A 21,851-nucleotide genomic window follows, 5' to 3' on the forward strand; every position below is an offset into this window, starting at 1 on the left:
CATGAAGATCAACGGAATTGAACTGCGGCGGATCGCGATGCCCCTCCGGGCGCCGTTCCGGACCTCTTTCGGCGTCGAGACCGCGCGCGACGTCCTGCTCGTGCGCGTGGTCACGCCCGACGGCGAGGGCTGGGGCGAGTGCGTCGCCATGTCCGAACCGCGCTACTGCTCCGAGTACGTCGACGGGGCGGCCGACGTGTTGCGCCGCTTCCTGATCCCGGCGCTGCCCGCCGTGGCGGACGCCCACGCCGTCAAGCGCGCCCTGAAGCCGTTCAAGGGCCACAAGATGGCCAGGGCGGCTCTGGAGACGGCCGTGCTCGACGCCCAACTGCGCGCCACGGGGCAGTCCTTCGGCGGCTTCCTCGGCGCCGAGCGCGAGCGCGTGCCGTGCGGTGTTTCGGTAGGCATCATGGACTCGATCCCCGAACTCCTCGACTCCGTGGGCGGTTTCATCGACGAGGGTTACGTGCGCATCAAGCTCAAGATCGAACCCGGCTGGGACATCGAGCCGGTCCGCGCCGTACGCGAGCGTTTCGGCGACGACCTGCTGCTCCAGGTGGACGCCAACGCCGCCTACACCCTGGCCGACGCACGTCAGCTAGCCAAACTCGACGCCTTCGACCTCCTGCTGGTCGAGCAGCCGCTGGCCGACGACGATCTGGTGCAACACGCGGCGCTCGCCAAGCAGTTGCGTACGCCGGTGTGCCTGGACGAGTCCATCGAGTCCGCCGAGGACGCCGCCGCCGCCATCACGCTGGGCGCCGCTTCGATCATCAACGTCAAGCCGGGCCGGGTCGGCGGCTACCTGGAGGCCAAGGCCATCCACGACCTGTGCGTGGCCCACGGCGTCCCGGTGTGGTGCGGAGGCATGCTGGAGACCGGACTCGGCCGCGCCGCCAACGTCGCGCTCGCCGCGCTGCCCGGCTTCACCCTGCCCGGCGACACCTCCGGCTCCAGCCGCTACTTCGCCACGGACATCACCGAACCCTTCGAACTCGCCGACGGTCACCTCGACGTACCCACCGGACCGGGGCTCGGCGTGGAGCCGGTGGACGCGATCCTTGAAGGGGTGACGACGGCCAAGGAGTGGATCCAGCTGTAGGGGCTCTGCGGGATCATGGACGGATGACTGCCGCCCTTCATCGAGCTCATCGAAGGGGCTCCGGGCAGCCCCTGGGACTCGTCCGGCGGAGCCAGGTTCGATCACATCGGCTTCTGGACCAGCGACGTACGGCAGGGTTCGCGGCGCCTGGGCCCGCCCGGATGCCATCCGCTGAGGAAAGCGGCCTGCCTGCTCAGGTCGACGAGCTCGATCCGTGCGCCGACGCTAAGAGCCGATGCCCGCCATCGATGAGACGCCCGGAGACGGTACTTGAGTCGGCCCCCGGGCGGCGCTACGTGACGGCGGGCTGCATCAATCGCAGCTGCAGCATGAGAGCGAAACGCACCGAGGGGTCCCCCAGATCGATCTGCGCCACCTCGGCGACCCGCCGGATGCGGTAGCGGAAGGTGTTGGGGTGGACGAACACGCTCGCCGACGCGGCGATGACGTCGCCGAAGGCGTCGAGCCACGCGCGCAGCGTCTCGACCAGGTGGGAGCGATGCCTGGCGTCGTATTCCACCAACCGGGCCACCGGGCCGAGCAGTTCGTCCCCCTGCGCGGCGGCCAGGTCCCGCAGGTCGAGCAGCAGCGCGTCGACGTGCACGTCGCTGATCGAGGCGACCCGCCTGCTGCCCAGGTCACTCATCAGCACCCGCAGCGCCCGGTCCGCCCTGGTGCGTGAGTGGCCGAGCGCCGACGGGTCGGTCGCCACCGACCCGATGCCGATCACCACCCGCGTCCGCTTTCCGGCACGTTCCAGGAAGTTGTCCGCGATCTGCACCGCCCGCTCCCGCCCGGCTGCCGGGTCCGCGGGTACCGGGACGACCGCGTAGGCCACGTCGCCGAGGAGAGCGAGAGCCGACCGTGGCTGCACCGCGTTGAGGTGGATACCGAGGGCGCTGGTCAGCCGCTGTCGCTCCGCCGCCAGCTGAGCGTGATCACTCTTCTCCCCGGCGAGTCCCATGGCCATCACCACCGTGGGCTCGTTCACCAGGCCGAGACGGGCCAGGGCGTCCACCGCGCCCGTGCCGCCTTCGAGGACGGTGCTCACGAGGTCGGCCCTGAGCCGGTTCTGCGCGTCGGCGCCCGCCCGGTGGCGCAGCAGGTGCAGGGCGACGAGCTTCGCCGCGTCCTGGAACGCCTGCTCGCGATCGGAGGCCAACGGCTCCTCGACCGCGGCCCACACCGACCCGAGGAACTCGTCACCGGCGCGCACCGCGACGGCCACGCGCGGGATGGCCGTCTCCCCCTCCTCGACCGTGGCCGGGGCGATGTGCACAGGGCGGTCGCTGCGGTACAGCTCACTGAAGACGCCGCGGCTCTCCAGGATCCGCAGATATCCGTCCGGCACCTGGCGGGCCAGGATCGTGGCGACACGCGACTGGTCCGCCTCGTCCTGACGGCCCGAGAACGCCAGGATGCGCTGGCGCCGGTCCTCGATCGTGATGGGCGCGTCCAGCAGCGTCGCGACGGCGTTGGCCAGCGCGAACAGATCACCGGAAGGCACTCCCCCGAGCGACTCCACCTCGGCGTCGCCGACGTCCCCCTCGGTGAGCACCGTCCGCAGGAGCTCCGTCAGCTGCGACCACGACGCGCCCTGCGTCAGGCTGACCAGCACCACCCCCGAGGCCGCCGAAGCCGCGGCCAGCGCCTCGTCCCGCTCCACCGGGCCGCGCACCACGAGGGCCGCCGCACCGTGCTCGCCCAGCTCGCGCAGGAGCCGGGTGATCGCCTCCGTCCCGTAGACGCCCACGCCCAGCACGATGGCGCGCGGCGGGTACGCGACCACGTCCCCCGGGTCATGGATCACCACCCCGCCGACCCCGTCAGTCAGATCGGTCCGCTCGGACGGCTCCGCCGGCTCGGTGCTGCCGTGCACGAGATCGAGCAGGGCAGGGCCGAAATCGTCGAGCACACGGGCAAGGCTGGTGCGAAGGTTCGTCGGCACGTCGCTGGTCACCACCTCAGGCTAAGAGGGGCGACTGTCACCGACGTTCGTGCGGGGGAACAAGTTGGCGACAGGAAATCGTCGCCGCGTACCGACCGGCAGCCGACGTCACGCGCTCAGCGGCCGCGCAGCGCCTTCCAGTCGTCCTCGAGAATCGAGTACTGCACGATGTCGTGCCACACGCCGTCCACGTGCCCGTAGTGGCGCAGCCGCCCCTCCCGCACCATGCCGGCCTTCTCGATGGCCCGCTGCGCGGCGACGTTCGACGGCATGAATCCCGACCAGACGCGGTGCAGGCCGAGCCGGTCGAAGCCGAGGACACCCAGCAGGAAGCCGATCTCGACGCTGTGGCCCACGCTGACCCGGTCGGCGCGCAGGGCCAGCCCCACTTCCGCGCTGCGGTAACCGACGCGGACCATCCCGCCCTCACCCGACTGATCCTCGACGATCAGCTTCGCCGAGCCGATCAACTCACCCGTGGCGATCTCGCTGACACCCAGGCGGTAGTGCGTGCGGGGCGTCCGCCGGGCGCCTGCCCTGGCCTGTTCGACCAGTGCGGCGGCGTCGGGGCGCCGAAAGGGCGGCATACCGAACTCCCGGGTCGTACGGGGGTCGCCGAAGATGCCGAGTACGCCGTCGACGTCGCTGGGCAGGAACTCCCGCAGTCGCAGCGTGCCGCCCTCGATGAGCACCCCGCGCTGTTCCGGCACCGGGGGCGGCCGTTCATCGACGCGTGCCAGGGGCGCTTCCCGCGGAGGCCAGAGGTGGATCTGCTCTCGCTCGGCTTCCAGGCGTTCCGTCATCTGCTGACTCCTTGGTGATGTTTCGTCGGGCCGAACGACACGCGCGTGACCCAGAGTGGTTTCCGCGCACGGAACGCAGGAAGGACGTTGGCCAGGGGCAGGACCCACCCGCAGAGGAAGCCCCGGCCCCGTGGCTCGCGCACCGCTCGCACGGCGGCGACGTTCGGGTGCACCGCGCGCAGCGTGCGCTGTTCCGCCGGTGTCATCCCCCAGAGCATCGGCGGCGGACGGTACCCCGCGGGGTACTTCCACCGACCGCGTTCGGTGCGGGCGGCCATCCAGGCAGGCGGGGTGTCGAACACCAGCTCCGCTCCCGGGAATCGGGCGGCGCAGTCCTCGATGAGCCGGTGCACGACATCCCGGGGGAGGTACATCAGCATTCCCTGGGCGAGGATCAGCACCCCGCGCGAGGCGTCGACCTCGTCCATCCACCGTGTGTCGGTGGCCGAACAGGGCAGCATCCGGTGCCGTGGCTCGTCCGGCAGCAGCCGTCGGCGCAGGGCCGCGACCTCGGGCAGGTCGACCCCGAGCCAGCGCACTTGGCCGTTGTCCACCCGCCAGAACTGCGTTTCGAGACCCTCCCCGAGCGAGACGACCATGCCGTCCGGGTGGTCCCTGAGGAAACGTCGCACCTCGCGGTCGTAACACCGCGCCCGTACGGCCATCCCTTGGGCGTAACCCCAGTTGCCGGTGCCGAACCGCCCCTCGAAGGGGTAGTCGACCGCGTCGATCACTTCGATCGCCTTCGGGTCCCGCAGTGCCGAGCGAGGGTGCTTCGCGGCCAGAGCGCGGTGGTGCAACGTCCATAGCGTCGTTTCGGCGACGCCATCCAACTCGGCCTTCCGCTTCTGTCCGTTCATCCGGCGATGGTCACAACTCTGTCGGCGCCCCAGCAAGGAGCGTCACTCCTGCGAGCACATACATCACTCCTTCAGTTGGGATTTCCGCCGCGGAGCGCCGTTCTCGGCCTTCAACCCGCACCAGGGGCCCGTCGGATGCGGAGGCTAGGCTTCTCGGTGACGCGAGTGCCTGGGGCGGGAGGGTGCATGCCGGCTGCGGCCACGAGCAGGGGTTCCGGCGATGGAGCGTGCCTGCGGCGGGTCCTGGTGGTGGACGACGACGCGGCCATCCTGAAGTCGCTCGGCAGAGGGCTGCGCGTGCATGGTTTCCACGTCGAGCTCACCGGCCGAGGGGCCGAGGCCCTGGAGATCCTCGGCGGGAAGAGCGTGGACGCCGTGGTCCTCGACGTGTCGCTGCCCGACGTCAGCGGCATCGAGGTGTGCCACAGGATGCGCGAAGAGGGCAACGACGTACCGCTCCTGATGCTCTCGGCGCTGGACGAGACCGAGGACCGTATCGCCGGCCTCCAGGCGGGGGCGGACGACTACGTGGTCAAGCCCTTTGCCCTGCGGGAACTCGTGTTGCGCCTCGACGCACTCCTGCGCCGCAGCGCCGGGGCGCGTGAACGTGACGCGAGAGGCGCGCACACGGTGCGGGTGGGCGGGCTGGTGCTCGACCCGGCCGCGCACCGTGCGGTGCTGGACGACCATGCCCTGGACCTGACCCGGCGTGAGTACGCCTTGCTCGAAGTGATGGCCCGGAACGCCGGTCTCGTGCTGAGCCGTGACCAGTTGCTGAGCAGAGTGTGGGGGTACGACGTCGCCGTACGTACCGATGTGGTGGATACGTTCGTGAGTTACCTGCGGCGCAAGACGGAGGCCCGGGGACGGCCCCGGCTGCTGCACACCGTGCGCGGTGTCGGCTTCGTACTCCGTGACGACCGGGCGGGCACCGGGTGAGGCTCGCTACGCGCATCACCCTGATCGCCGGTCTCGGAGTGCCGCTTCTCGTGGTGCTGTGCGGGTGGTCGTTGTTCCTGCTCATCGCGCGCGACCTGCATACGGAGCAGGACGCGCACCTGCGCAAGCGGGCGGCGAGCGTCGTCGAGGACGCCCGTCGGATGCTGCGCGTCACGGCGGACGGCAAGCCGGTCATCGCCCAGCAGCGCGAGCGCGCCATGTTCGGTGCGGCCCTCGACGTGGGTGTGCGTGTCGAAGGGCCGTCAGGAGTGGTCGCCGGTGGGCCGCAGCCACCCGCGGGCACGGAGCTGCCGACCGCGGCGACGGGACCGGTCACCGTCGAGGCGAGCACGTCGGCAGGCGGCGACCGCAGTGACAGCTGGCGGGTTCTGGTGCGTGAGATCGACGGCTCGCACCCCGGCGTGCACGGGCGGCTGTGGCTGTTCGCGTCGGACAGCGCCGGACGTGAACAACTCGATTCGGTCCGCAGCCGCGTCGTATGGGTGGCGCTGGGCGCGGCACCGCTCTCGGCCCTGCTGGCCTGGCTCGCGGCGTCCCGGGCCAGCCGCCCGCTGCGTCTGCTTCAGCGTCAGGCCGGTGGCCTTGATCCGGCGGTCGGCCCGGCGCGGCTCGAGCACGCGCCCACAGGGGTCAGTGAGGTGGACGAACTGGCCGGCACCCTCACCACAGTGCTCGCCCGCTACGACGAGCAAGTACTGCGCGCCCGCAGTGCATTGGAGACAGCGCGGTCCTTCGCCTCCACGGCCGGTCACGAACTGCGCACCCCTATGACCAGCATGCGCACGAATCTGGATGTGCTCGCCGAATGGGAGGGGCTGGAGCCCGGCGAACTCCGCGAGATCATCGATGACCTGCGCCATGAACACGACCGGATGCTGGGTCTGCTGGTCATGCTGCGGGAGCTCGGCCGAGGAGAGCTGGCAAGCCACGAAGCCATGGTTCCCGTGGACATGGCGGACATCGTCGAAGCCGCCGCCGAGGACGCGAGGCGCCGTCGCCCGGAAGCGGACCTGCGCCTGGACCTGCCGACCGGAGCATGCGTCATCCGTGGCTGGGAGCACGGACTGCGCACCCTGGTCGACAACCTGCTCGCGAACGCCCTGAGCCACGGCCGTGATCCGGACAGTCGGCAGGCGCGCGTCACGGTCTCCCTGTGTGCCGCACGGGGCGTCGTGGTGCTGCGGGTCGACGACAGCGGGCCGGGCATCGCACCCCACCTGCGGCAGACGGTCCTCGAACGGTTTCATCGTGCGCCCGACAGCGACGGGCATGGTCTCGGGCTCGCCCTCGTGGCGCAGCAGGCGACTCTGCACGAAGCGGCCCTGCGACTCGACGAGGTCCCCGACGGCCGCGGAACACGCGCCGAGATCCAGTTCGCTGCCGCGGGGACCCGGGAGGGGTAGCCGGCGGGTCGGCCGCGGGCCGCCGCGCGTCACAAGAATCCCACAAAGTGGGCCACTAGCCTCCGGGGCGTTCTCGACCCCTACTCGCGGAGGTGATGCTCATGACGGGTGCACGACGTCGCCCCATACTGCTCGCCGTATGGTGTGCAGTGTTGGCCGTCCTGATGTCCTCCTGTTCCAGCGGCGCGGAATCCGGTTCGTCAAAGACGTCCACGAACAAGTCCGCCTCTCAGCAGGACAGTTCGAACCAGCAGGACAGTTCGAAGCCGAACATCGTGTACGTGCTCACCGATGATTTGTCATCGAATCTGGTGCAGTACATGCCGCACGTCCGCAAGATGCAGCAGGAGGGCGCCAGCCTCTCCAACTTCTTCGTCACCGACTCGCTGTGCTGCCCCTCCCGCTCCACCACCCTCACCGGCGACTTCCCCCACAACACCGGGGTGTTCACCAACACCGGAGATGACGGCGGTTACGGCGCGTTCACGAAGAACGGCAACGAGAAACGCTGCTACGCCCCGAAGATGCAGGACGCCGGATACCGGACCGGCTTCATGGGCAAATACCTCAACGGCTACCAGCCGGCGGAGAAGAAAAACGGTTCAAAGGGGTACGTCCCGCCGGGCTGGGACGAGTGGGCTGTCGCCGGCAATGGCTACCCGGAGTTCAACTACGACCTCAATGAGAACGGCACGGTCCGCCACTACGGGAAAGACCCGGAGGACTATTTGACGGACGTGATCTCCGACAAGGCAGGCTCCTTCATCGATGCCTCGGCGAAGGAGCAGAAGCCGTTCATGCTCCAGCTCTCGCCCTTCACCCCGCACGGGCCCGCCACACCGGCCCCGCGCGACGCGGACTCCTTTCCCCATCTGAAGGCGCCCCGCACGGAGGCGTACGACCGCGCCACCGAAGACGCCCCGCAGTGGCAGCGTGAGCTTGCTCCGCTCAGCGAGAAGGAGCAGCGGAAGATCGACCAGAACTTCGCCAAGAGGGTGCGCTCCGTGCAGGCCATCGACACGATGATCGGACGGCTTCAGGACCAGCTCAAGGCCAAGGGCATGGCCGACAACACCTACTTCATGTTCAGCTCCGACAATGGCTTCCACCTGGGTGAGCACCGCCTGCGACCGGGAAAGCAGACCGCCTACGACACCGACATCAAGGTGCCGATGACCGTCACCGGGCCGGGGGTGCAGGCGGGCGCAGAGGTCGACGCTCTCACGCAGAACACCGACCTGAACCCCACCTTCCTCGACCTCGCCGGAGTCACACCGGATGCCGACACCGATGGACAGAGCTTCGCCGACCTGCTGCGAGGAAAGCCGGCGGAGGACGGGCGAGAAGCCGTGCTCATCGAACACCGCCGTTCCGCGTCCAAGAAAAAACACGACCCGGACGCGGGACCGGAGAAGGCCGGAAACCCGCCCACCTATGAGGCGATCAGGACCCCCGACGAACTGTACGTCGAATACGCCACCGGGGAACGGGAGTACTACGATCTCAAGGCCGACCCGATGCAGTTGAAGAACACCGCCGACGCTCTGTCAGAGGAACGCCGCGAGCAGCTGCACGGCGCCCTAGCCCGGCTCAAGACCTGCGACGGCACCGAAGAGTGCAAGAAGGCGGCTCAACTCGACGGCGCCTGAAGGCCTGTGAAGGCCTGACACCTGTCGGACTTCCCCGTCACCTACCGGAGTTACCCGTTTCCCTTCCTGACCGGCCCTTCGACATAGGGCCGGAGTTCGGCGATCACATCCTCCTGGTCGATGTCTTAGGAGGGGGGATTAGTGGTAGCGGCAGTCCTCGACCCTCTCACCGGTGTCCTTCTCGTAGGCGCACACGACCAGCTCGGACGTGGTGGCGTCCCGCCGGGGCGGCACCTTCCAGCGGGACGGCATCCGGTCCACCAACAAGGAGTTGTCCGACGTCACCAAGTGCGGCCCTGCGCCTGCGTAGGGCCGCACCGACTCGGTGAAGTCCGTTGGATGGACGCCCTTTTCGGCTGTGGCAGAGGCGGGGCACGGATAGTCCGGCCATTGCCGCGGGGCGGACTCGAAAGCGGTGCCGTCGATGAGCAGAACGATGAAAGTCGCCGCGGGGACGGATGGGTGCCCAGTGCTGGCGGGGATAACCGAGCCGCCGTCGTCCTCAGACGGTGACGACCACCGAGTGCCAGCCGCTGGCTCCGTCGGGGATGGGGCGGGTGCGCTTCTCCGTCTGTGTCTCGCCCGTCCCGTCGGTGGCACGGACGGTGAGGGTATGGCCTCCGGAGGTGGCCTTCCAGGGGAAGGACCACTGGCGCCAGGTGTCCCGCGTGTCCTCGGCGGCCAGATCGGCGACCTGCCATGGCCCGTCGTCGACACGGACCTCCACTTTCCGGATTCCGCGATGCTGGGCCCAGGCGACTCCGGCGACCATCACGGTCCCCGCCTCTGGACGGGCGAACGGTTTGGGGGTGTCGATACGCGACTGGGTCTTGATCGGCGCCTCGCGCGCCCAGTCCCTCTTCACCCAGTACGAGTCGTAGTCGTCGAACGTGGTGAGCTCGATGTCCTTGATCCACTTGCAGGCGGACACGTATCCGTAGAGCCCCGGCACGATCATCCGCACCGGAAAGCCGTGCTCGAACGGCAACGGCTGCCCGTTCATGCCGAGCGCCAGCAACGCGTCACGACCGTCCATCACGTCCTCGACCGGGGTGCCGATCGTCATGCCGTCCACCGACCGCGCCACGAGCTGATCCGCGGGGCCGCCTCGCGAGGGCGGCTTCACACCACAGCGCTTCAGAAGGTCGGCCAGGCGTACGCCGATCCACCGGGCGTTGCCCACGTACGGGCCTCCGACCTCGTTCGACACACAGGCGAGCGTGATGTTGCGTTCGACCAGTTCCATCCGCAGCAGATCGTCGAAGGTAAGGGTGAGCTCCCGCGTCACGCCCTTGCCGTGGATGCGCAGCTCCCAGGTGTTGGCATCGACCTTGGGTACCACCAGCGCGGTGTCGACTCGGTAGAAGTCGTCGTTGGGCGTCATGAACGAGCTGATGCCCCGGACGCGCAGCGCGGCGCCCTTGGGCACCGGAGCGGCCGCGGAGGCGGGGGCCGGCAGGGTCACCTGGCTGCGGGCCTCGACGGCGTTCTTCCCCTGCGAGCCGTTCAGGGACCGGCCCAGCAGACCCGCGCCGGTCGACGCGGCCGCTGCCGCCGTCGCGGCGATGACGAACCCCCGACGGTCCCAACCAGGCTGCCGAGCAGATTGCCGAGCAGGCTGGCCGGGCTCGTCCACGGGCCCGTCCGCCTCGTCCTTCTCCCGCGCCATCCCTGCGGCGGGGGCCGCTGCGGGTCGGGGCGACCGCAGCCGGCCCACGAGCCAGTAGAGGAGCCCCGCTCCCGCCACCGCGCCCACCACGGAGGGCAGCCCGTCCATGACGCTCGTGGAGTCGGGGCGGCTCGTCGCCGCGAGCGCGCCCACGACGCCGAACAGCAGCACACCGGCCGAACCGCTGCGGCGGTACCGGACAGCCACGACACCGAGGACGAGCGCGAACAGGGTGAGGACGCCGAGAATGCCCAGTTGCAGGATGAGTTTGTCGTTCGTCCCGAACTCTCTGATCGCCCAGTCCTTGACCGATGACGGCGTACGGTCGATCGCCGCCCCGCCGACCGCCACCACCGGCCCGGACTCGGGTCGCACCGCGGCGGACACCAACTCGGCGACCGCCAGTGCGGCGTAGGCCGCCAGCAGTCCGCTCAGTGCGCCCAGCCCCATAAGGCGCCACGCAGTCCGGCGCCGTGATGTTCTCAGCTCGTCTTTCACACCCGCTATCCGTACCCGCGCCCCTGTACGGATTGGTTGCCCTCCCTCATTTGGAGGAATGAGGAGGCCGCCGGCCGCCCCCTCACCCTTCGACCAGGAAACCGAGACCCATCCGTCCGCCCGTCGGCTACGAATCACTGGTAGAGAGGCTCGGCACACGTCGCTCCGCGCGGGCGCGGCGCACGGCATCGGCTGCCGTTCGCGTGGGGCCATGATGGGGAGGCATGAGACAAGCGGTGTTCATCGGTGGCATTCCTGCGGGCGAGCCCGATCTGCCGGCGTTGATGAAGCGGGTCACGGACGGCGATCAGCAGGCGTTCTCGCAGCTGTACGACGCTGTGTCCGGGCCCGCCTTCGGGATCGTGCGCGCGGTTCTGCGCGATACGGCGCAGTCCGAGGAAGTGACACAGGAAGTGCTGGTGGAGGTCTGGCGGCACGCCGACCGCTACCGGCCCGAGCGAGGGACCGTGCTGACCTGGGTGCTGACCATGGCCCACCGCCGGGCCGTGGACCGCGTCCGCTCGGTGACCGCGGCCTCCGCGCGCGAGGAGGTGGTCGCCCTGCGCGAGCGCATGCCCGCGTTCGACGTGACCGAGGCCGAGGTCGAAACGCGCCTGGAGCGCGAGGAAGTACGGCGGTGCCTGCAGTCGTTGACCGAGGTACAGCGTGAATCGATCACCTTGGCGTATTACGAGGGACTGACCTACCGCGAGGTGGCTCAGCGCCTCTCCGCTTCCCTGGGCACGGTCAAGACACGCATGCGGGACGGGCTCATTCGGCTGCGCAACTGTCTCGGAGGCTTGGCATGAGCGTCATCGACCCGCACACCCTCGCCGCCGCCTACGCCCTGCACGCGTTGCCCCCGGACGAGGTCGACGCCTTCGAGACGCACCTGGACTCCTGCGGGCCGTGTCGGCAGGAAGTAGCGGAGTTCCTGGCCACGGCGGCGCAGCTCACCGCGCCCGCCGCTCCGCCGCCCGCCCTGAAGCAATCGGTCCTCGACCGGATCGCCCAGGTGCCCCAGGAGCCCGCGCACGCCTCGCGGCCCTCCGAGGTTCAAGGCTCGACAGGGTGGCTGGGCAGGAGCCGCCGATGGGCGGGTGGCGCGGGCCGTTGGACGCTGGCCGCGTGTCTGGCTGCCGCCGCGCTCGGCGGAGTGGCCACCTGGCAGCATCAGGAAGCGCGGGACGCTCGCGAACAGGCGAGCCAGGCACGGGCGCAGGCGGATCAGGTCGCCGCGGTTCTTGCCGCGCCGGACGCGAAGACACGGGCCGCGGCGCTCTCCGATGGGGCGCGGGGTGTCGTCGTGACCTCTAAGAGCCAGAACCGCGCGGTCTTCACCGTCTCAGGGCTCGACGCGCCGCCCGGGGACAAGGTGTACGAGATGTGGTTCAACGACCGGGGGACGATGCGCGCGGCAGGCCTGCTCGAGTCGAGGAGCGGCGATCAGACCGTCCTCATGGACGGCACGCTGCAAGGGGCCACGGGGATGGGCCTCACCGTCGAGCCTGCGGGCGGATCCAGGACTCCGACCCTGCCACCGGTCGGTCTGATCGAGTTCGCTGCCTGAGCTGTTCGTCCGGGCCGAGGAAATTCGTACGGGGCCAGGAAATCGCACCGGGTCACTGACCAAGCCGTCCAGCACACGGCTCCGAATGACAGGTGTGAGCGGGGGGACACAGCTCGGCCCCCCGACGTACGCAGCTCTTACGCCCATCCCCGCAAGGAGAACACTCATGAGCACCACCCTTCGCATCCGCCGCACCGCCATCGCCGTGGCCGCCGCCGCGCTCCTGCCCCTGTCGCTGGCCGCGTGTTCCGGCGATGACAGCAAGGACAAGGCGGACGACAGCACGGCGGCGAGCGAGTCCAAGAAGTCCGACGAAGCGAGCGAAGGCTCCTCGGGTGACATGGCCGGTGACAAGCCGTTCGGTTCGGCGTGTGCGTCTGTGCCCAAGGACGGCAAGGGCAGCTTCGACGGGATGGCCAAGGACCCGGTCGCCACGGCCGCGTCCAACAACCCCGAGCTGTCCACCCTGGTGACCGCGGTCAAGAAGGCGGGCCTGGTCGACACACTCAACACCGCCGAGAACATCACCGTGTTCGCGCCGACCAACGACGCGTTCGCGAAGATCCCGAAGGCCGATCTGGACAAGGTCCTCAACGACAAGGCCATGCTCACCAAGGTCCTGACCTACCACGTCGTGGGCCAGAAGCTCGCCCCCAAGGACCTGGAGAGCGGCTCCTACGAGACGCTGGAGAAGTCCAAGCTGACCACGGCAGGCTCCGGCGAGTCCTACAAGGTCAACGACAGCGCCAACGTGGTGTGCGGCAACGTGAAGACCGCCAACGCCAACGTCCACATCATCGACACCGTTCTCATGCCCAAGATGTGAGGCCCGGGTCGCCCGAAAGTCTTCGACCTCGCGGCCTTGAAGCCGCGAGGTCGAGGAACTCCCCCACAATGCCGCTGTGCTGACAGACCGTCACATCGTCGGCATGAGGACCGAGTCGATGATGTAGACGGTCGCGTTGGACGTCTTGACGTTGCCGCACACGACCTTGGCGGAGTCGTTCACCTTGTACGACTCACCGGAGCCCGAGGTGGTGAGGTTGCTGCCCTCCATGGTCTTGAACGATCCCTTGGTCAGCTGATCCGGGGCGAGCTTCTCGCCCACCACGTGGTAGGTGAGGATCTTGGTGAGCTGCGCCTTGTCGTTAAGGACCTTGTCCAGATCGGCCTTCGGGATCTTCGCGAAGGCGTCGTTGGTCGGCGCGAACACGGTGATGTCCTTGGCGTTGTTCAGCGTGTCCACCAGGCCCGCCTTCTTGACGGCGGACACGAGCGTGGACAGGGCCGGGTTGTTGGACGCGGCGGTGGCGACCGGGTCGTCGGCCATACCGCTGAAGCTGCCCGCGCCGTCCTTGGGGACGGTGGAACACGCCGGACCGAAGGGCTCGGTCATGTCACCGGCGTGAGCCATGGGGGCGAGAAGCCCCAGTGAGACCGGCAGGGCCAGTCCCGCGACGACCGCGACGGCCGTTCGACGGAGGTGGTGGACACTCATGGCAATGCCCTCCTCGATGAGGGATCGGGGGCGCAGGAACACCGGCCGGGACAGCCGGTGTGGTGCCGCGTTACGCCCGTTGCATGAGTAATTCGGAGCCACCCGATGCACCGGATTCCCTTTCATGAGCTTTTTGGAGCAAAACACATATTTGGGAGCTATGGTCTCTCCGTGCATCCACCAGGCCACATCCGCATGAAGTAGTCACGCGGGCGGCCCGAGCCGCCCGAAGACTTCCCCCAGGAGTGACGACATGACCGTCGCGGTCGTCCTGTTCACCTCGGATCTGCGTCTGCACGACCATCCGCCGATGCGTGCCGCACTGGCGGGGGCCGACGAGGTGGTGCCGCTCTTCGTGCGCGACCCCGGTGTGCACGCGGCCGGCTTCGACGCGCCCAATCGCAGCGCCTTCCTCGCCGAATGTCTGGCCGACCTCGACGCCTCGTTGCGCCGGCGTGGTGGCCGCCTGGTCGTGCGCACAGGGCCGGTCGCCCAGGAGGTCGCCGGGGTCGCCGCGGAGTGCGGGGCCGAGGAAGTGCACATGGCGGCGGGTGTCACCCAGTACGCCCACCTGCGGGAGGAGCGGCTGCGGGACTGTCTTGGCGCACGCGGCGTAAAACTGCGCGTCCATGACAGTGTGATCACCGCTGTCGCCCCCGGAGCCCTGACCCCGACCGGCACTGACCACTACGCCGTGTTCACCCCCTACCTCCGCCGCTGGTCGGGCGTACGACTGAGGGAGACCTGCCCGGCGCCGCGCACCGTGCGCGTTCCCGACGCCATCCGCGGCGATCGGCTGCCGTCCCGCGGCACCGGGTCCGACATCTCGCCGGGCATTCCCCGCGGGGGCGAGGAGGCGGGGCGCGCGTTGTTCTCGCGTTGGAAGCGTTCGGGCCTTGCGACCTATGCGGATCGGCACGACGACCTGGCGGGCGACGCGACCTCTCGGCTCTCGCCGTACTTGCACTTCGGGGCCCTGTCACCGGTCGAACTCGTCCAGCGCGCCCGGAAGCACGGCGGTCCTGGTGCGGAGGCGTTCGTCCGTCAGCTGTGCTGGCGCGACTTCCACCACCAGGTGCTGGCATCGAGGCCCGAGGCGTCCGTCCAGGACTACCGCACCCGGCACGACCGTTGGCGCGGCGAGGACGACGCGGCCAAGGACATCGCCGCGTGGCGCGAGGGGCGTACGGGCTATCCGCTCGTCGACGCGGGGATGCGTCAACTGCGGCACGAGGGCTGGATGCACAACCGCGCCCGCCTCCTGACGGCGAGCTTCCTGACCAAGACGCTGTACGTGGACTGGCGGATCGGCGCCCGGCACTTCCTCGACCTGCTGGTCGACGGCGACATCACCAACAACCAGCTCAACTGGCAGTGGGTCGCGGGAACCGGCACCGACACCCGGCCCCACCGCGTCCTCAATCCGGTGGTGCAGGGCAAACGCTTCGATCCGCAGGGAGCCTACGTCCGCCGGTGGGTGCCCGAACTGGGGGACCTGGAGGCCCGGGTGGTGCACGAGCCCTGGCGGCTCCCCGAGAGCCGACGCGCCCACCTCGACTACCCGGAACCGCTGATCGACCTCGCCGACGGACTCGCACGCTTCAAGGAAGCCCGCGGTCGCGACTGAGAAGAGACGCGTCATGCACTGGCTCTTCGGTGACCAACTCGGCCCGCATTTCAGCAACGGCGGTGACGGCGGCCCCGGTCGCAACACCCCGCTGCTGATGATCGAGGCCCGTTCTGTGTTCCGGCGTCGGCGTTTCCACCGGGCCAAGGCTCATCTGGTGCTGTCCGCCATGCGCCACCGGGCGGCCGAGCTCGGTGACCGGCTGACCTATGTCCGTGCCGACAGCTACCGGGAAGCACTGGAGCGGACGGCGGGCAGCCACCCGGTCACCGTCCACCACCCGACCTCGTACGCCGCCGTTCGGCTTCTGCGCTCGCTTCCCCAGGTCACGACGGGCCCGGCGCGGGGCTTCCTGGTGCCGATGGACGACTTCGCGGCATGGGCCGACGGGCACGGCGGCAAGCGGCTGCGGCAGGAGGACTTCTATCGGTGGGTCCGCCGGGGACACGACCTGCTGATGGAGGGCGACGCCCCGGCCGGCGGCCGGTGGAACTTCGACCACGACAACCGGCAGCCGCCGCCACGCGGCTCGGAAACCCTGCCGGTCGCGGCGCCGTACCGGCCGCGCGAGGACGAGATCGACGACGAGGTCCGCCACGACCTCGATCGCTGGGAGAAGGACGGGGACGTGTCCTTCGTCGGACGCGACGGCCCACGTCTGTTCCCCGCGACCCGAGCCGAGGCACGAGCGGCACTCAAACGCTTCCTCGCACACCGGCTCGGTACGTTCGGACCGCACGAGGACGCCATGCTCGCCGCCGACCCGGTCATGAGCCACAGCCTGCTGTCGTCCTCACTCAACCTCGGCCTGCTCGACCCCGCCGAATGCGTCGAGGGGGCGGAGGCGCAGTGGCGCGCCGGCCGGGCGCCGCTGGGCAGCGTGGAGGGATTCGTCCGCCAGATCGCGGGCTGGCGCGAGTACGTGTGGCAGCTCTACTGGTACTTCGGCGAGGAGTACCGCGACTCCAACGTCCTTCGGCACACCGCCGGGCTGCCCGACTGGTGGAACGACCTGGACGCGGACGCGGTGGAGGCGCGCTGCCTGCACACGGTCCTGGCCCAGGTGCGGGACACGGGATGGACCCACCACATCCCCCGGCTGATGGTTCTCGGCAGCTACGCCCTCCAGCGGGGCTGGGATCCCGCCGCGGTCACGGACTGGTTCCACCGCTGCTTCGTGGACGGATACGACTGGGTCATGGTCCCCAACGTCGTCGGCATGTCCCAGTACGCCGACGGCGGCCGGATGACGACCAAGCCCTACACGTCGGGCGGGGCGTACGTGAACCGCATGAGCGACTTGTGCGCACCGTGCCGGTATCGGCCGGGCGACCGGACGGGCGAGCAGGCCTGCCCCTACACCGCCGGCTACTGGACGTTCCTGGACCGGCACCGGCAACTGCTCGGCCACAACCACCGCACCTCCCGGCCGGTGCGCCAGTTGGAACAGATCACCGACCTCGCACAGGTCCGCCGGGAGGAGAGCGCGCGAGGTGACGCGGCTCCATGACGCCCGCGCCACTGGGCCAGTGAAGTGAGCTCGGTCAGCGGCAGCCCCGTAGCGGGCAGGAATCAGCGCATCCACACAAGGGCGATCGCCAGAAGCACTGGTGTGCAGGTGACCGAGAGTGAGAAGGGGTTGTGCATGCTGGGATTGCGGTCCACCGAGACCGAACCGGACAGGTCGGTCGACGGTCCGCTCTCGGCCCGCGACGCCATCCGGGCCGTCGAGGCGGAACTCGGGCGTGCACTCAGCGAAGGGCTGTGCCGGGCCCACGACGTGGATCCCGTCTTCGCCCGCGACGTCGCGGGCCGGGTCACCGCGTTCGTCTGGCGTGGCGGGAAACGGCTGCGTACGGCGTTCGCCTGGTGCGGGTGGCGGGCTGCGGGCGGCAGGGGGGACGCCACAGCGCTCCTGCGCACGGGCGCGGCCCTGGAACTCGTCCAGGCATGCGCTCTCATACACGACGACGTGATGGACGAATCGCTGCTACGCCGCGGCGCGCCCGCGGTGCACGTGGACTTCGCCCGCATGCACCGCGCCGCGCGGATGGCGGGAGCGCCCCAGGCGTTCGCGACGTCCGCAGCGGTGCTCGCCGGCGACCTCGCCCTGGCCTGGGCCGACGATCTGCTGACCGAGACGGCTCTCGACTCGCCGTACGGCGTCCGGCTGCACCGCGAGTGGCAGGCCATGCGCCGCGAAATGGTCGCCGGGCAGTACCGGGACCTCCACGCGCAGGCCACCGGCGCGACCGGAGTCGACGAGGCGGTGAGCATCGCCACGCTCAAGAGCGCCCTGTACACGGTCGCGAGGCCGCTGGCGCTCGGTGCGTCCCTGCAGGGTGGCGAGGCAACCACCCTGGAAGCGTTGCGCGCCGCCGGACAGTGCGCGGGACTCGCGTTCCAGTTCCGCGACGACCTCCTGGGCGCCTTCGGGGACCCGGCGGTGACGGGCAAACCGGCCGACGACGACCTCCGGACGCGCAAGGTCACCTACCTGCTCGCGGCCGGCCTCGAACTGGCCGCCGCCTGTCACGACAAGGAAGCAGCCGAAGCCCTGGCCCCGACCGCGCCCGTCCCCACCGACGCCGCCGTGCACCGGATGCGGACGGCACTGGAGCGGACCGGGGCACGGACCGTCGTGGAGTCGAAGATCGCGGAGTTGGCGGCGACGAGTGTGCGGCACTTCGACCGGACCGGCGCGGAGCCTTTCGTACGACGTGAGTTCGCCGCGCTGGTCGAACGGGCCTCCGGCGTCTCCCTGAAGGACACCGGGGAGGCCGCGTGAGGACACTGCCGGGGCCCACGGATCACGTCGTCGTGGTGGGCGCCGGGCTGTCGGGGCTCGCCTGCGCCCTGCATCTGCTGGGCGCAGGTCGCCAAGTGACGGTCGTGGAGCGGGACTCGGGCCCCGGCGGCCGGGCCGGCCGTGTGCGACTGGGCGGATTCCAGATCGACACGGGCCCCACCGTGCTCACCATGCCCCACCTGGCCGACGAAGCCTTCGCAGCTGTCGGCGACAGCCTTTCCGACCACGTCGAGCTGACGGCCCTCCACCCCGCCTACCGCGCCGCCTACGCGGACGGATCGGCACTCGACGTACACACCGAGGGCGAGGCGATGGAGGACGAGGTCAGGCGCTTCGCCGGGCCGAAGGAGGCGGCCGGTTACCGCGGTCTGCGGAGCTGGCTCGAGCAGCTGTACAAGGCCCAGATGCGGCGCTTCATCGACACGAACTTCGACTCGCCCTTCCAGCTGCTGCACCCGGATCTGGCCCGACTGGCGGCCCTCGGCGGCTTCGGCCGGCTCGACAGGAAGATCGGCCGGTTCCTCTCCGACGCCCGCCTGCGCCGGGTCTTCTCCTTCCAGGCCCTGTACGCGGGAGTCGCTCCGGCCAGGGCTCTCGCGGCGTACGCGGTGATCGCCTACATGGACACCGTCGCCGGTGTGTGGTTCCCCAAGGGCGGGATGCACGCCCTGCCACGCGGGATGGCGAACGCGGCGGCGCACGCGGGTGCCGAGTTCCGCTGGTCGGCCGAAGTGACCTCGCTGGAACGCTCGTCCGGGCGGGTGAGTGCCGTGCGGCTGGCCTCGGGAGAACGGATTTCGTGCGACGCGGTGGTGCTGACCTGCGAGTTGCCCACCGCGCACCGGCTGCTCGGCCGTGCCCCGCGGCGCCCCGTACGCCTGCGGCACTCGCCGTCCGCCGTCGTCCTGCACGCCGGGACGGACCGCACCTGGCCCGGCCTCGCCCACCACACCCTGTCCTTCGGCGCGGCCTGGGAGGGCACGTTCGACGAACTGACGCGTTCGGGGCGGCTGATGAGCGACCCGTCCCTGCTGATCACCCGGCCGACGACACACGATCCCGGTCTGGCTCCTCCGGGCGGGCACCTGCACTACGTACTGGCCCCCTGCCCCAACACCACCGTCGGTCCATCGGCCACCGCCTGGCGCGACCTGGGCCCCCGTTACCGCGACAGCCTCGTCGCCGAGCTGGAGCGGCGCGGCCTTGACGGGTTCGCGGACAGCATCCAGGAGCAGCAGCTGGTGACCCCGCTGGACTGGTCGGCGCAGGGACACGCGGCCGGCAGCCCGTTCTCGGTCTCCCACACCTTCGCCCAGACCGGCCCGTTCCGCCCGCGCAATCTCGTACGGGACCTGGAGAACGTGGTCCTCGCGGGCTGCGGCACCACCCCGGGGGTCGGCGTGCCGACGGTCCTCATCAGCGGCAAACTCGCCGCCGACCGCGTCACCGGAGGCGTCCATGACCCGTCGTGAACTGGACGCCGCCGGGATCACCGACCCCGATCTGCGCGCCGCCTACGCCCGGTGCCGACAGCTCAACGCCCGCCACGGCAGGACGTACTTCCTGGCCACCCGCCTCCTCCCCGTCGAACGGCGCACGGCCGTGCACGCGTTGTACGGCTTCGCCCGCTGGGCGGACGACATCGTGGACGATCTGGACCGGCACCGGACGGCCGAGGAGCGCGACCGGCTGCTGCGGTGCCTGGAGAGCGACCTCGCGCACGGGCTGCGCACCGGCGGCGGCGACGAGCCCGTCGTCCGGGCGGTCGCCGACACCGCCGAGCGCTACAGCATCGAGCACGCGCTGTTCGCCGACTTTCTGGTCTCGATGCGCAGCGACCTACAGGTGACGGACTACGCGACCTACGCAGACCTGCGGGCCTATATGCACGGCTCGGCGGCGGTGATCGGGCTGCAGATGCTTCCCGTACTCGGGACGGTCGTCGCACGCGAGGAAGCGGCGCCGCACGCGGCGGCCCTCGGTGTGGCCTTCCAACTGACCAACTTCCTGCGGGATGTGGGTGAGGACCTCGACCGGGGGCGCGTCTATCTGCCGGCGGATCTGCTGGCCGCGCACGGCGTGGACCGGCCGCTGCTGGAGTGGAGCCGCCGCACGGGGCGCCGTGACCCGCGCATCCGCGCCGCGCTCGTCGCCGCCGAAGCCATGACGCGAGAGGTGTACCGGCACGCGGAACCGGGCATCGCGATGCTCGACCCGCGGGTGCGCCCGTGCATCCGCGCCGCGTTCACCCTGTACGGCGGCATCCTCGACGCGATCGCGGAGCAGGAATACACCGTGCTGCAACGTCGTGCGGTGGTGTCGCGCGGCCGGCGGGCGACGACGGCCGCCGCCGGAGTCCTCCGCTGCGCCGCCGCGCGGTGGCGCGTCCGCACCTCGGACCAGGCACCGCCGCTGAGCGCCACCTCCCGGACGAAAGGGCCCGCGCAGTGAGTGACCGAGCGGAACGGCCGCGCTGGACGCCGCCGTTGCGGCGCCGCCGACGGTTCAACTGGGCCGCACAGGAGCCGACTTGGCGGGACGCACGCCCGGCACTGATCGCCGACGCGCTCAAGCGGGCGTCGGCCCGCCCCTCCGGCAACTGGTTCGTGGTCGGCACCTCGCGGGACGTGCGTGCCGGTGGACGGCCCTACGGCAGGACGGTCGGCGGGGTCGAGGTGGTGCTGTGGCGGTCGGACACGGGCCGGCTGCACGCGGGCCCCGGAGCCTGCCCGCACCTCGGTGCGCCGCTGCGTGAGAGCCGGGTGGTGTGCGGCACGCTGGTGTGCCACTGGCACGGACTCGCCCTGGACGGCGGGTCGTTCGCGGGCTGGGAACCGTACCCGGCGCACGACGACGGGGTCCTGGTGTGGGTACGGCTGGACTCCGTCGGCGGCGAGGAACCGACCGAGTACCCCGTGCTTCCCGTGCGGCCCAGGGCGGACAGCGGGGTGGACGCGGTGTTCACGACGGTCGGACGGTGCGAACCGCAGGACGTCATCGCCAACCGGCTCGACCCCTGGCACGGCTCCTGGTTCCATCCGTACTCGTTCGTGGATCTGACCGTGGCGCGCGCGCCGCAGGGCGATCAGGACGACGCCTTCGTCGTCGATGTCTCGTTCCGGGTGACGAGCCGTCTCGTGGTGCCGGTCCGGGTGGAGTTCACCGCTCCTGAGCCGCGTACGGTCGTCATGCACATCACCGAGGGCGAGGGGTCCACGTCCGTGGTGGAGACCCATGCCACGCCACTGACGGCCGAGGCCGACCGGCAGCCGCGGACGGCTGTGGTGGAGGCGGTCGTCGCCACGTCGGACCGGCGGGGGTTCGCTGTGGCACGGGCAGCGGCGCCCGCGCTGCGGCCCCTGATGCGTGCCACGGCCGCACGCCTGTGGCGCGACGATCTCGCCTACGCCGAGCGGCGCTGGACGCTGCGCAGTTCGGGGCGTTTCCCCGGGTGA

General features: G+C 70.2%; 19 protein-coding genes. 13 read left to right on the forward strand and 6 right to left on the reverse strand.

Translation table 11 applies throughout. The features are described 5' to 3' along the window. Position 1 precedes the first annotated feature (1 nt). On the forward strand, positions 2-1,102 hold the full coding sequence (menC, locus tag ACIBCK_RS33745) for an o-succinylbenzoate synthase (protein WP_399396443.1): 1,101 nt from the start codon (positions 2-4) through the stop codon (positions 1,100-1,102). A gap of 292 nt (positions 1,103-1,394) precedes the next feature. Here the strand turns inward: menC and ACIBCK_RS33750 are convergent, their stop codons facing one another. From ACIBCK_RS33750 to ACIBCK_RS33760, 3 genes are all read right to left on the reverse strand, one after another. Then, entirely contained in the window at positions 1,395-3,062 is a 1,668-nt protein-coding gene (locus ACIBCK_RS33750; RefSeq protein ID WP_399396445.1) for a PucR family transcriptional regulator, read from the reverse strand. 104 nt (positions 3,063-3,166) lie between these two features. After that, entirely contained in the window at positions 3,167-3,853 is a 687-nt protein-coding gene (locus ACIBCK_RS33755; RefSeq protein ID WP_399396447.1) for a GNAT family N-acetyltransferase, read from the reverse strand. After that, a complete protein-coding gene (locus tag ACIBCK_RS33760) occupies positions 3,850-4,713 on the reverse strand; it encodes a class I SAM-dependent methyltransferase (RefSeq protein WP_399396449.1) in 864 nt (287 codons plus the stop codon). Before ACIBCK_RS33760 ends, ACIBCK_RS33755 begins: the two co-directional genes overlap by 4 nt. 186 nt (positions 4,714-4,899) lie before the next feature. Between ACIBCK_RS33760 and ACIBCK_RS33765 the strand changes: the two genes are divergently transcribed. The 3 genes from ACIBCK_RS33765 to ACIBCK_RS33775 all read left to right on the forward strand — a co-directional run bounded on the left by ACIBCK_RS33765 (position 4,900) and on the right by ACIBCK_RS33775 (position 8,725). Next, a complete protein-coding gene (locus tag ACIBCK_RS33765) occupies positions 4,900-5,652 on the forward strand; it encodes a response regulator transcription factor (protein ID WP_399396451.1) in 753 nt (250 codons plus the stop codon). Further along, entirely contained in the window at positions 5,649-7,076 is a 1,428-nt protein-coding gene (locus tag ACIBCK_RS33770) for a sensor histidine kinase (protein WP_399396453.1), read from the forward strand. Before ACIBCK_RS33765 ends, ACIBCK_RS33770 begins: the two co-directional genes overlap by 4 nt. A 101-nt stretch (positions 7,077-7,177) precedes the next feature. Beyond that, positions 7,178-8,725, forward strand: a complete 1,548-nt coding sequence (locus ACIBCK_RS33775) for a sulfatase (RefSeq protein ID WP_399396455.1) — start codon at positions 7,178-7,180, stop codon at positions 8,723-8,725. A 138-nt stretch (positions 8,726-8,863) separates the two neighbouring features. Here ACIBCK_RS33775 and ACIBCK_RS33780 read toward each other — a convergent pair whose 3' ends face one another. Beyond that, on the reverse strand, positions 8,864-9,043 hold the full coding sequence (locus tag ACIBCK_RS33780) for a hypothetical protein (RefSeq protein WP_399396456.1): 180 nt from the start codon (positions 9,041-9,043) through the stop codon (positions 8,864-8,866). 184 nt (positions 9,044-9,227) lie between these two features. Further along, positions 9,228-10,844, reverse strand: a complete 1,617-nt coding sequence (locus ACIBCK_RS33785) for a sulfite oxidase (RefSeq protein ID WP_399396458.1) — start codon at positions 10,842-10,844, stop codon at positions 9,228-9,230. Between the two features lie 272 nt (positions 10,845-11,116). Between ACIBCK_RS33785 and sigK the strand changes: the two genes are divergently transcribed. From sigK to ACIBCK_RS33800, 3 genes are all read left to right on the forward strand, one after another. Then, positions 11,117-11,701, forward strand: a complete 585-nt coding sequence (gene sigK, locus ACIBCK_RS33790; protein ID WP_399396461.1) for an ECF RNA polymerase sigma factor SigK — start codon at positions 11,117-11,119, stop codon at positions 11,699-11,701. Continuing rightward, a complete protein-coding gene (locus tag ACIBCK_RS33795; protein ID WP_399396463.1) occupies positions 11,698-12,462 on the forward strand; it encodes an anti-sigma factor in 765 nt (254 codons plus the stop codon). Before sigK ends, ACIBCK_RS33795 begins: the two co-directional genes overlap by 4 nt. 166 nt (positions 12,463-12,628) lie before the next feature. Then, positions 12,629-13,288 (forward strand): fasciclin domain-containing protein, encoded by a 660-nt coding sequence (locus ACIBCK_RS33800; protein ID WP_399396465.1) that lies wholly within the window; start codon positions 12,629-12,631, stop codon positions 13,286-13,288. A gap of 90 nt (positions 13,289-13,378) precedes the next feature. Here the strand turns inward: ACIBCK_RS33800 and ACIBCK_RS33805 are convergent, their stop codons facing one another. Further along, on the reverse strand, positions 13,379-13,960 hold the full coding sequence (locus ACIBCK_RS33805; RefSeq protein WP_399396467.1) for a fasciclin domain-containing protein: 582 nt from the start codon (positions 13,958-13,960) through the stop codon (positions 13,379-13,381). Positions 13,961-14,213: 253 nt separating this feature from the next. On the opposite strand from ACIBCK_RS33805, the gene ACIBCK_RS33810 reads away from it, so the two are divergent. From ACIBCK_RS33810 to ACIBCK_RS33835, 6 genes are all read left to right on the forward strand, one after another. Further along, positions 14,214-15,587, forward strand: coding sequence for a cryptochrome/photolyase family protein (locus tag ACIBCK_RS33810; RefSeq protein WP_399396468.1), 1,374 nt, complete (start codon positions 14,214-14,216; stop codon positions 15,585-15,587). A 13-nt stretch (positions 15,588-15,600) separates the two neighbouring features. Further along, positions 15,601-17,097, forward strand: coding sequence for a cryptochrome/photolyase family protein (locus ACIBCK_RS33815; protein WP_399396470.1), 1,497 nt, complete (start codon positions 15,601-15,603; stop codon positions 17,095-17,097). Between the two features lie 135 nt (positions 17,098-17,232). Next, positions 17,233-18,375: a polyprenyl synthetase family protein gene (locus ACIBCK_RS33820; RefSeq protein ID WP_399396471.1), complete on the forward strand. Its 1,143-nt coding sequence runs from the start codon at positions 17,233-17,235 to the stop codon at positions 18,373-18,375. Next, complete coding sequence (locus tag ACIBCK_RS33825; RefSeq protein WP_399396473.1) at positions 18,372-19,868, forward strand: phytoene desaturase; 1,497 nt, start codon at positions 18,372-18,374, stop codon at positions 19,866-19,868. Before ACIBCK_RS33820 ends, ACIBCK_RS33825 begins: the two co-directional genes overlap by 4 nt. Continuing rightward, positions 19,855-20,847 (forward strand): phytoene/squalene synthase family protein, encoded by a 993-nt coding sequence (locus ACIBCK_RS33830; protein ID WP_399396474.1) that lies wholly within the window; start codon positions 19,855-19,857, stop codon positions 20,845-20,847. Before ACIBCK_RS33825 ends, ACIBCK_RS33830 begins: the two co-directional genes overlap by 14 nt. Then, the gene (locus tag ACIBCK_RS33835) at positions 20,844-21,851 is read left to right on the forward strand and encodes a DUF5914 domain-containing protein (RefSeq protein ID WP_399396476.1); all 1,008 of its coding nucleotides are present in this window, start codon (positions 20,844-20,846) and stop codon (positions 21,849-21,851) included. The genes ACIBCK_RS33830 and ACIBCK_RS33835 overlap by 4 nt, the downstream gene beginning before the upstream one ends.

Origin of the sequence: Streptomyces sp. NPDC051218 (assembly GCF_044455475.1) — a bacterium.
In the GTDB taxonomy this organism is placed as follows: domain Bacteria; phylum Actinomycetota; class Actinomycetes; order Streptomycetales; family Streptomycetaceae; genus Streptomyces.

Coding starts and splice junctions, on each gene's coding strand:
- menC (WP_399396443.1), top strand. CDS start 2: ATGAAGATCAACGGAATTGAACTGCGGCGGATCGCGATGCCCCTCCGG.
- ACIBCK_RS33755 (WP_399396447.1), bottom strand. CDS start 3,853: ATGACGGAACGCCTGGAAGCCGAGCGAGAGCAGATCCACCTCTGGCCT.
- ACIBCK_RS33760 (WP_399396449.1), bottom strand. CDS start 4,713: ATGAACGGACAGAAGCGGAAGGCCGAGTTGGATGGCGTCGCCGAAACG.
- ACIBCK_RS33765 (WP_399396451.1), top strand. CDS start 4,900: ATGCCGGCTGCGGCCACGAGCAGGGGTTCCGGCGATGGAGCGTGCCTG.
- ACIBCK_RS33775 (WP_399396455.1), top strand. CDS start 7,178: ATGACGGGTGCACGACGTCGCCCCATACTGCTCGCCGTATGGTGTGCA.
- ACIBCK_RS33785 (WP_399396458.1), bottom strand. CDS start 10,844: ATGGGGCTGGGCGCACTGAGCGGACTGCTGGCGGCCTACGCCGCACTG.
- sigK (WP_399396461.1), top strand. CDS start 11,117: ATGAGACAAGCGGTGTTCATCGGTGGCATTCCTGCGGGCGAGCCCGAT.
- ACIBCK_RS33795 (WP_399396463.1), top strand. CDS start 11,698: ATGAGCGTCATCGACCCGCACACCCTCGCCGCCGCCTACGCCCTGCAC.
- ACIBCK_RS33800 (WP_399396465.1), top strand. CDS start 12,629: ATGAGCACCACCCTTCGCATCCGCCGCACCGCCATCGCCGTGGCCGCC.
- ACIBCK_RS33805 (WP_399396467.1), bottom strand. CDS start 13,960: ATGAGTGTCCACCACCTCCGTCGAACGGCCGTCGCGGTCGTCGCGGGA.
- ACIBCK_RS33810 (WP_399396468.1), top strand. CDS start 14,214: ATGACCGTCGCGGTCGTCCTGTTCACCTCGGATCTGCGTCTGCACGAC.
- ACIBCK_RS33815 (WP_399396470.1), top strand. CDS start 15,601: ATGCACTGGCTCTTCGGTGACCAACTCGGCCCGCATTTCAGCAACGGC.
- ACIBCK_RS33820 (WP_399396471.1), top strand. CDS start 17,233: ATGCTGGGATTGCGGTCCACCGAGACCGAACCGGACAGGTCGGTCGAC.
- ACIBCK_RS33830 (WP_399396474.1), top strand. CDS start 19,855: ATGACCCGTCGTGAACTGGACGCCGCCGGGATCACCGACCCCGATCTG.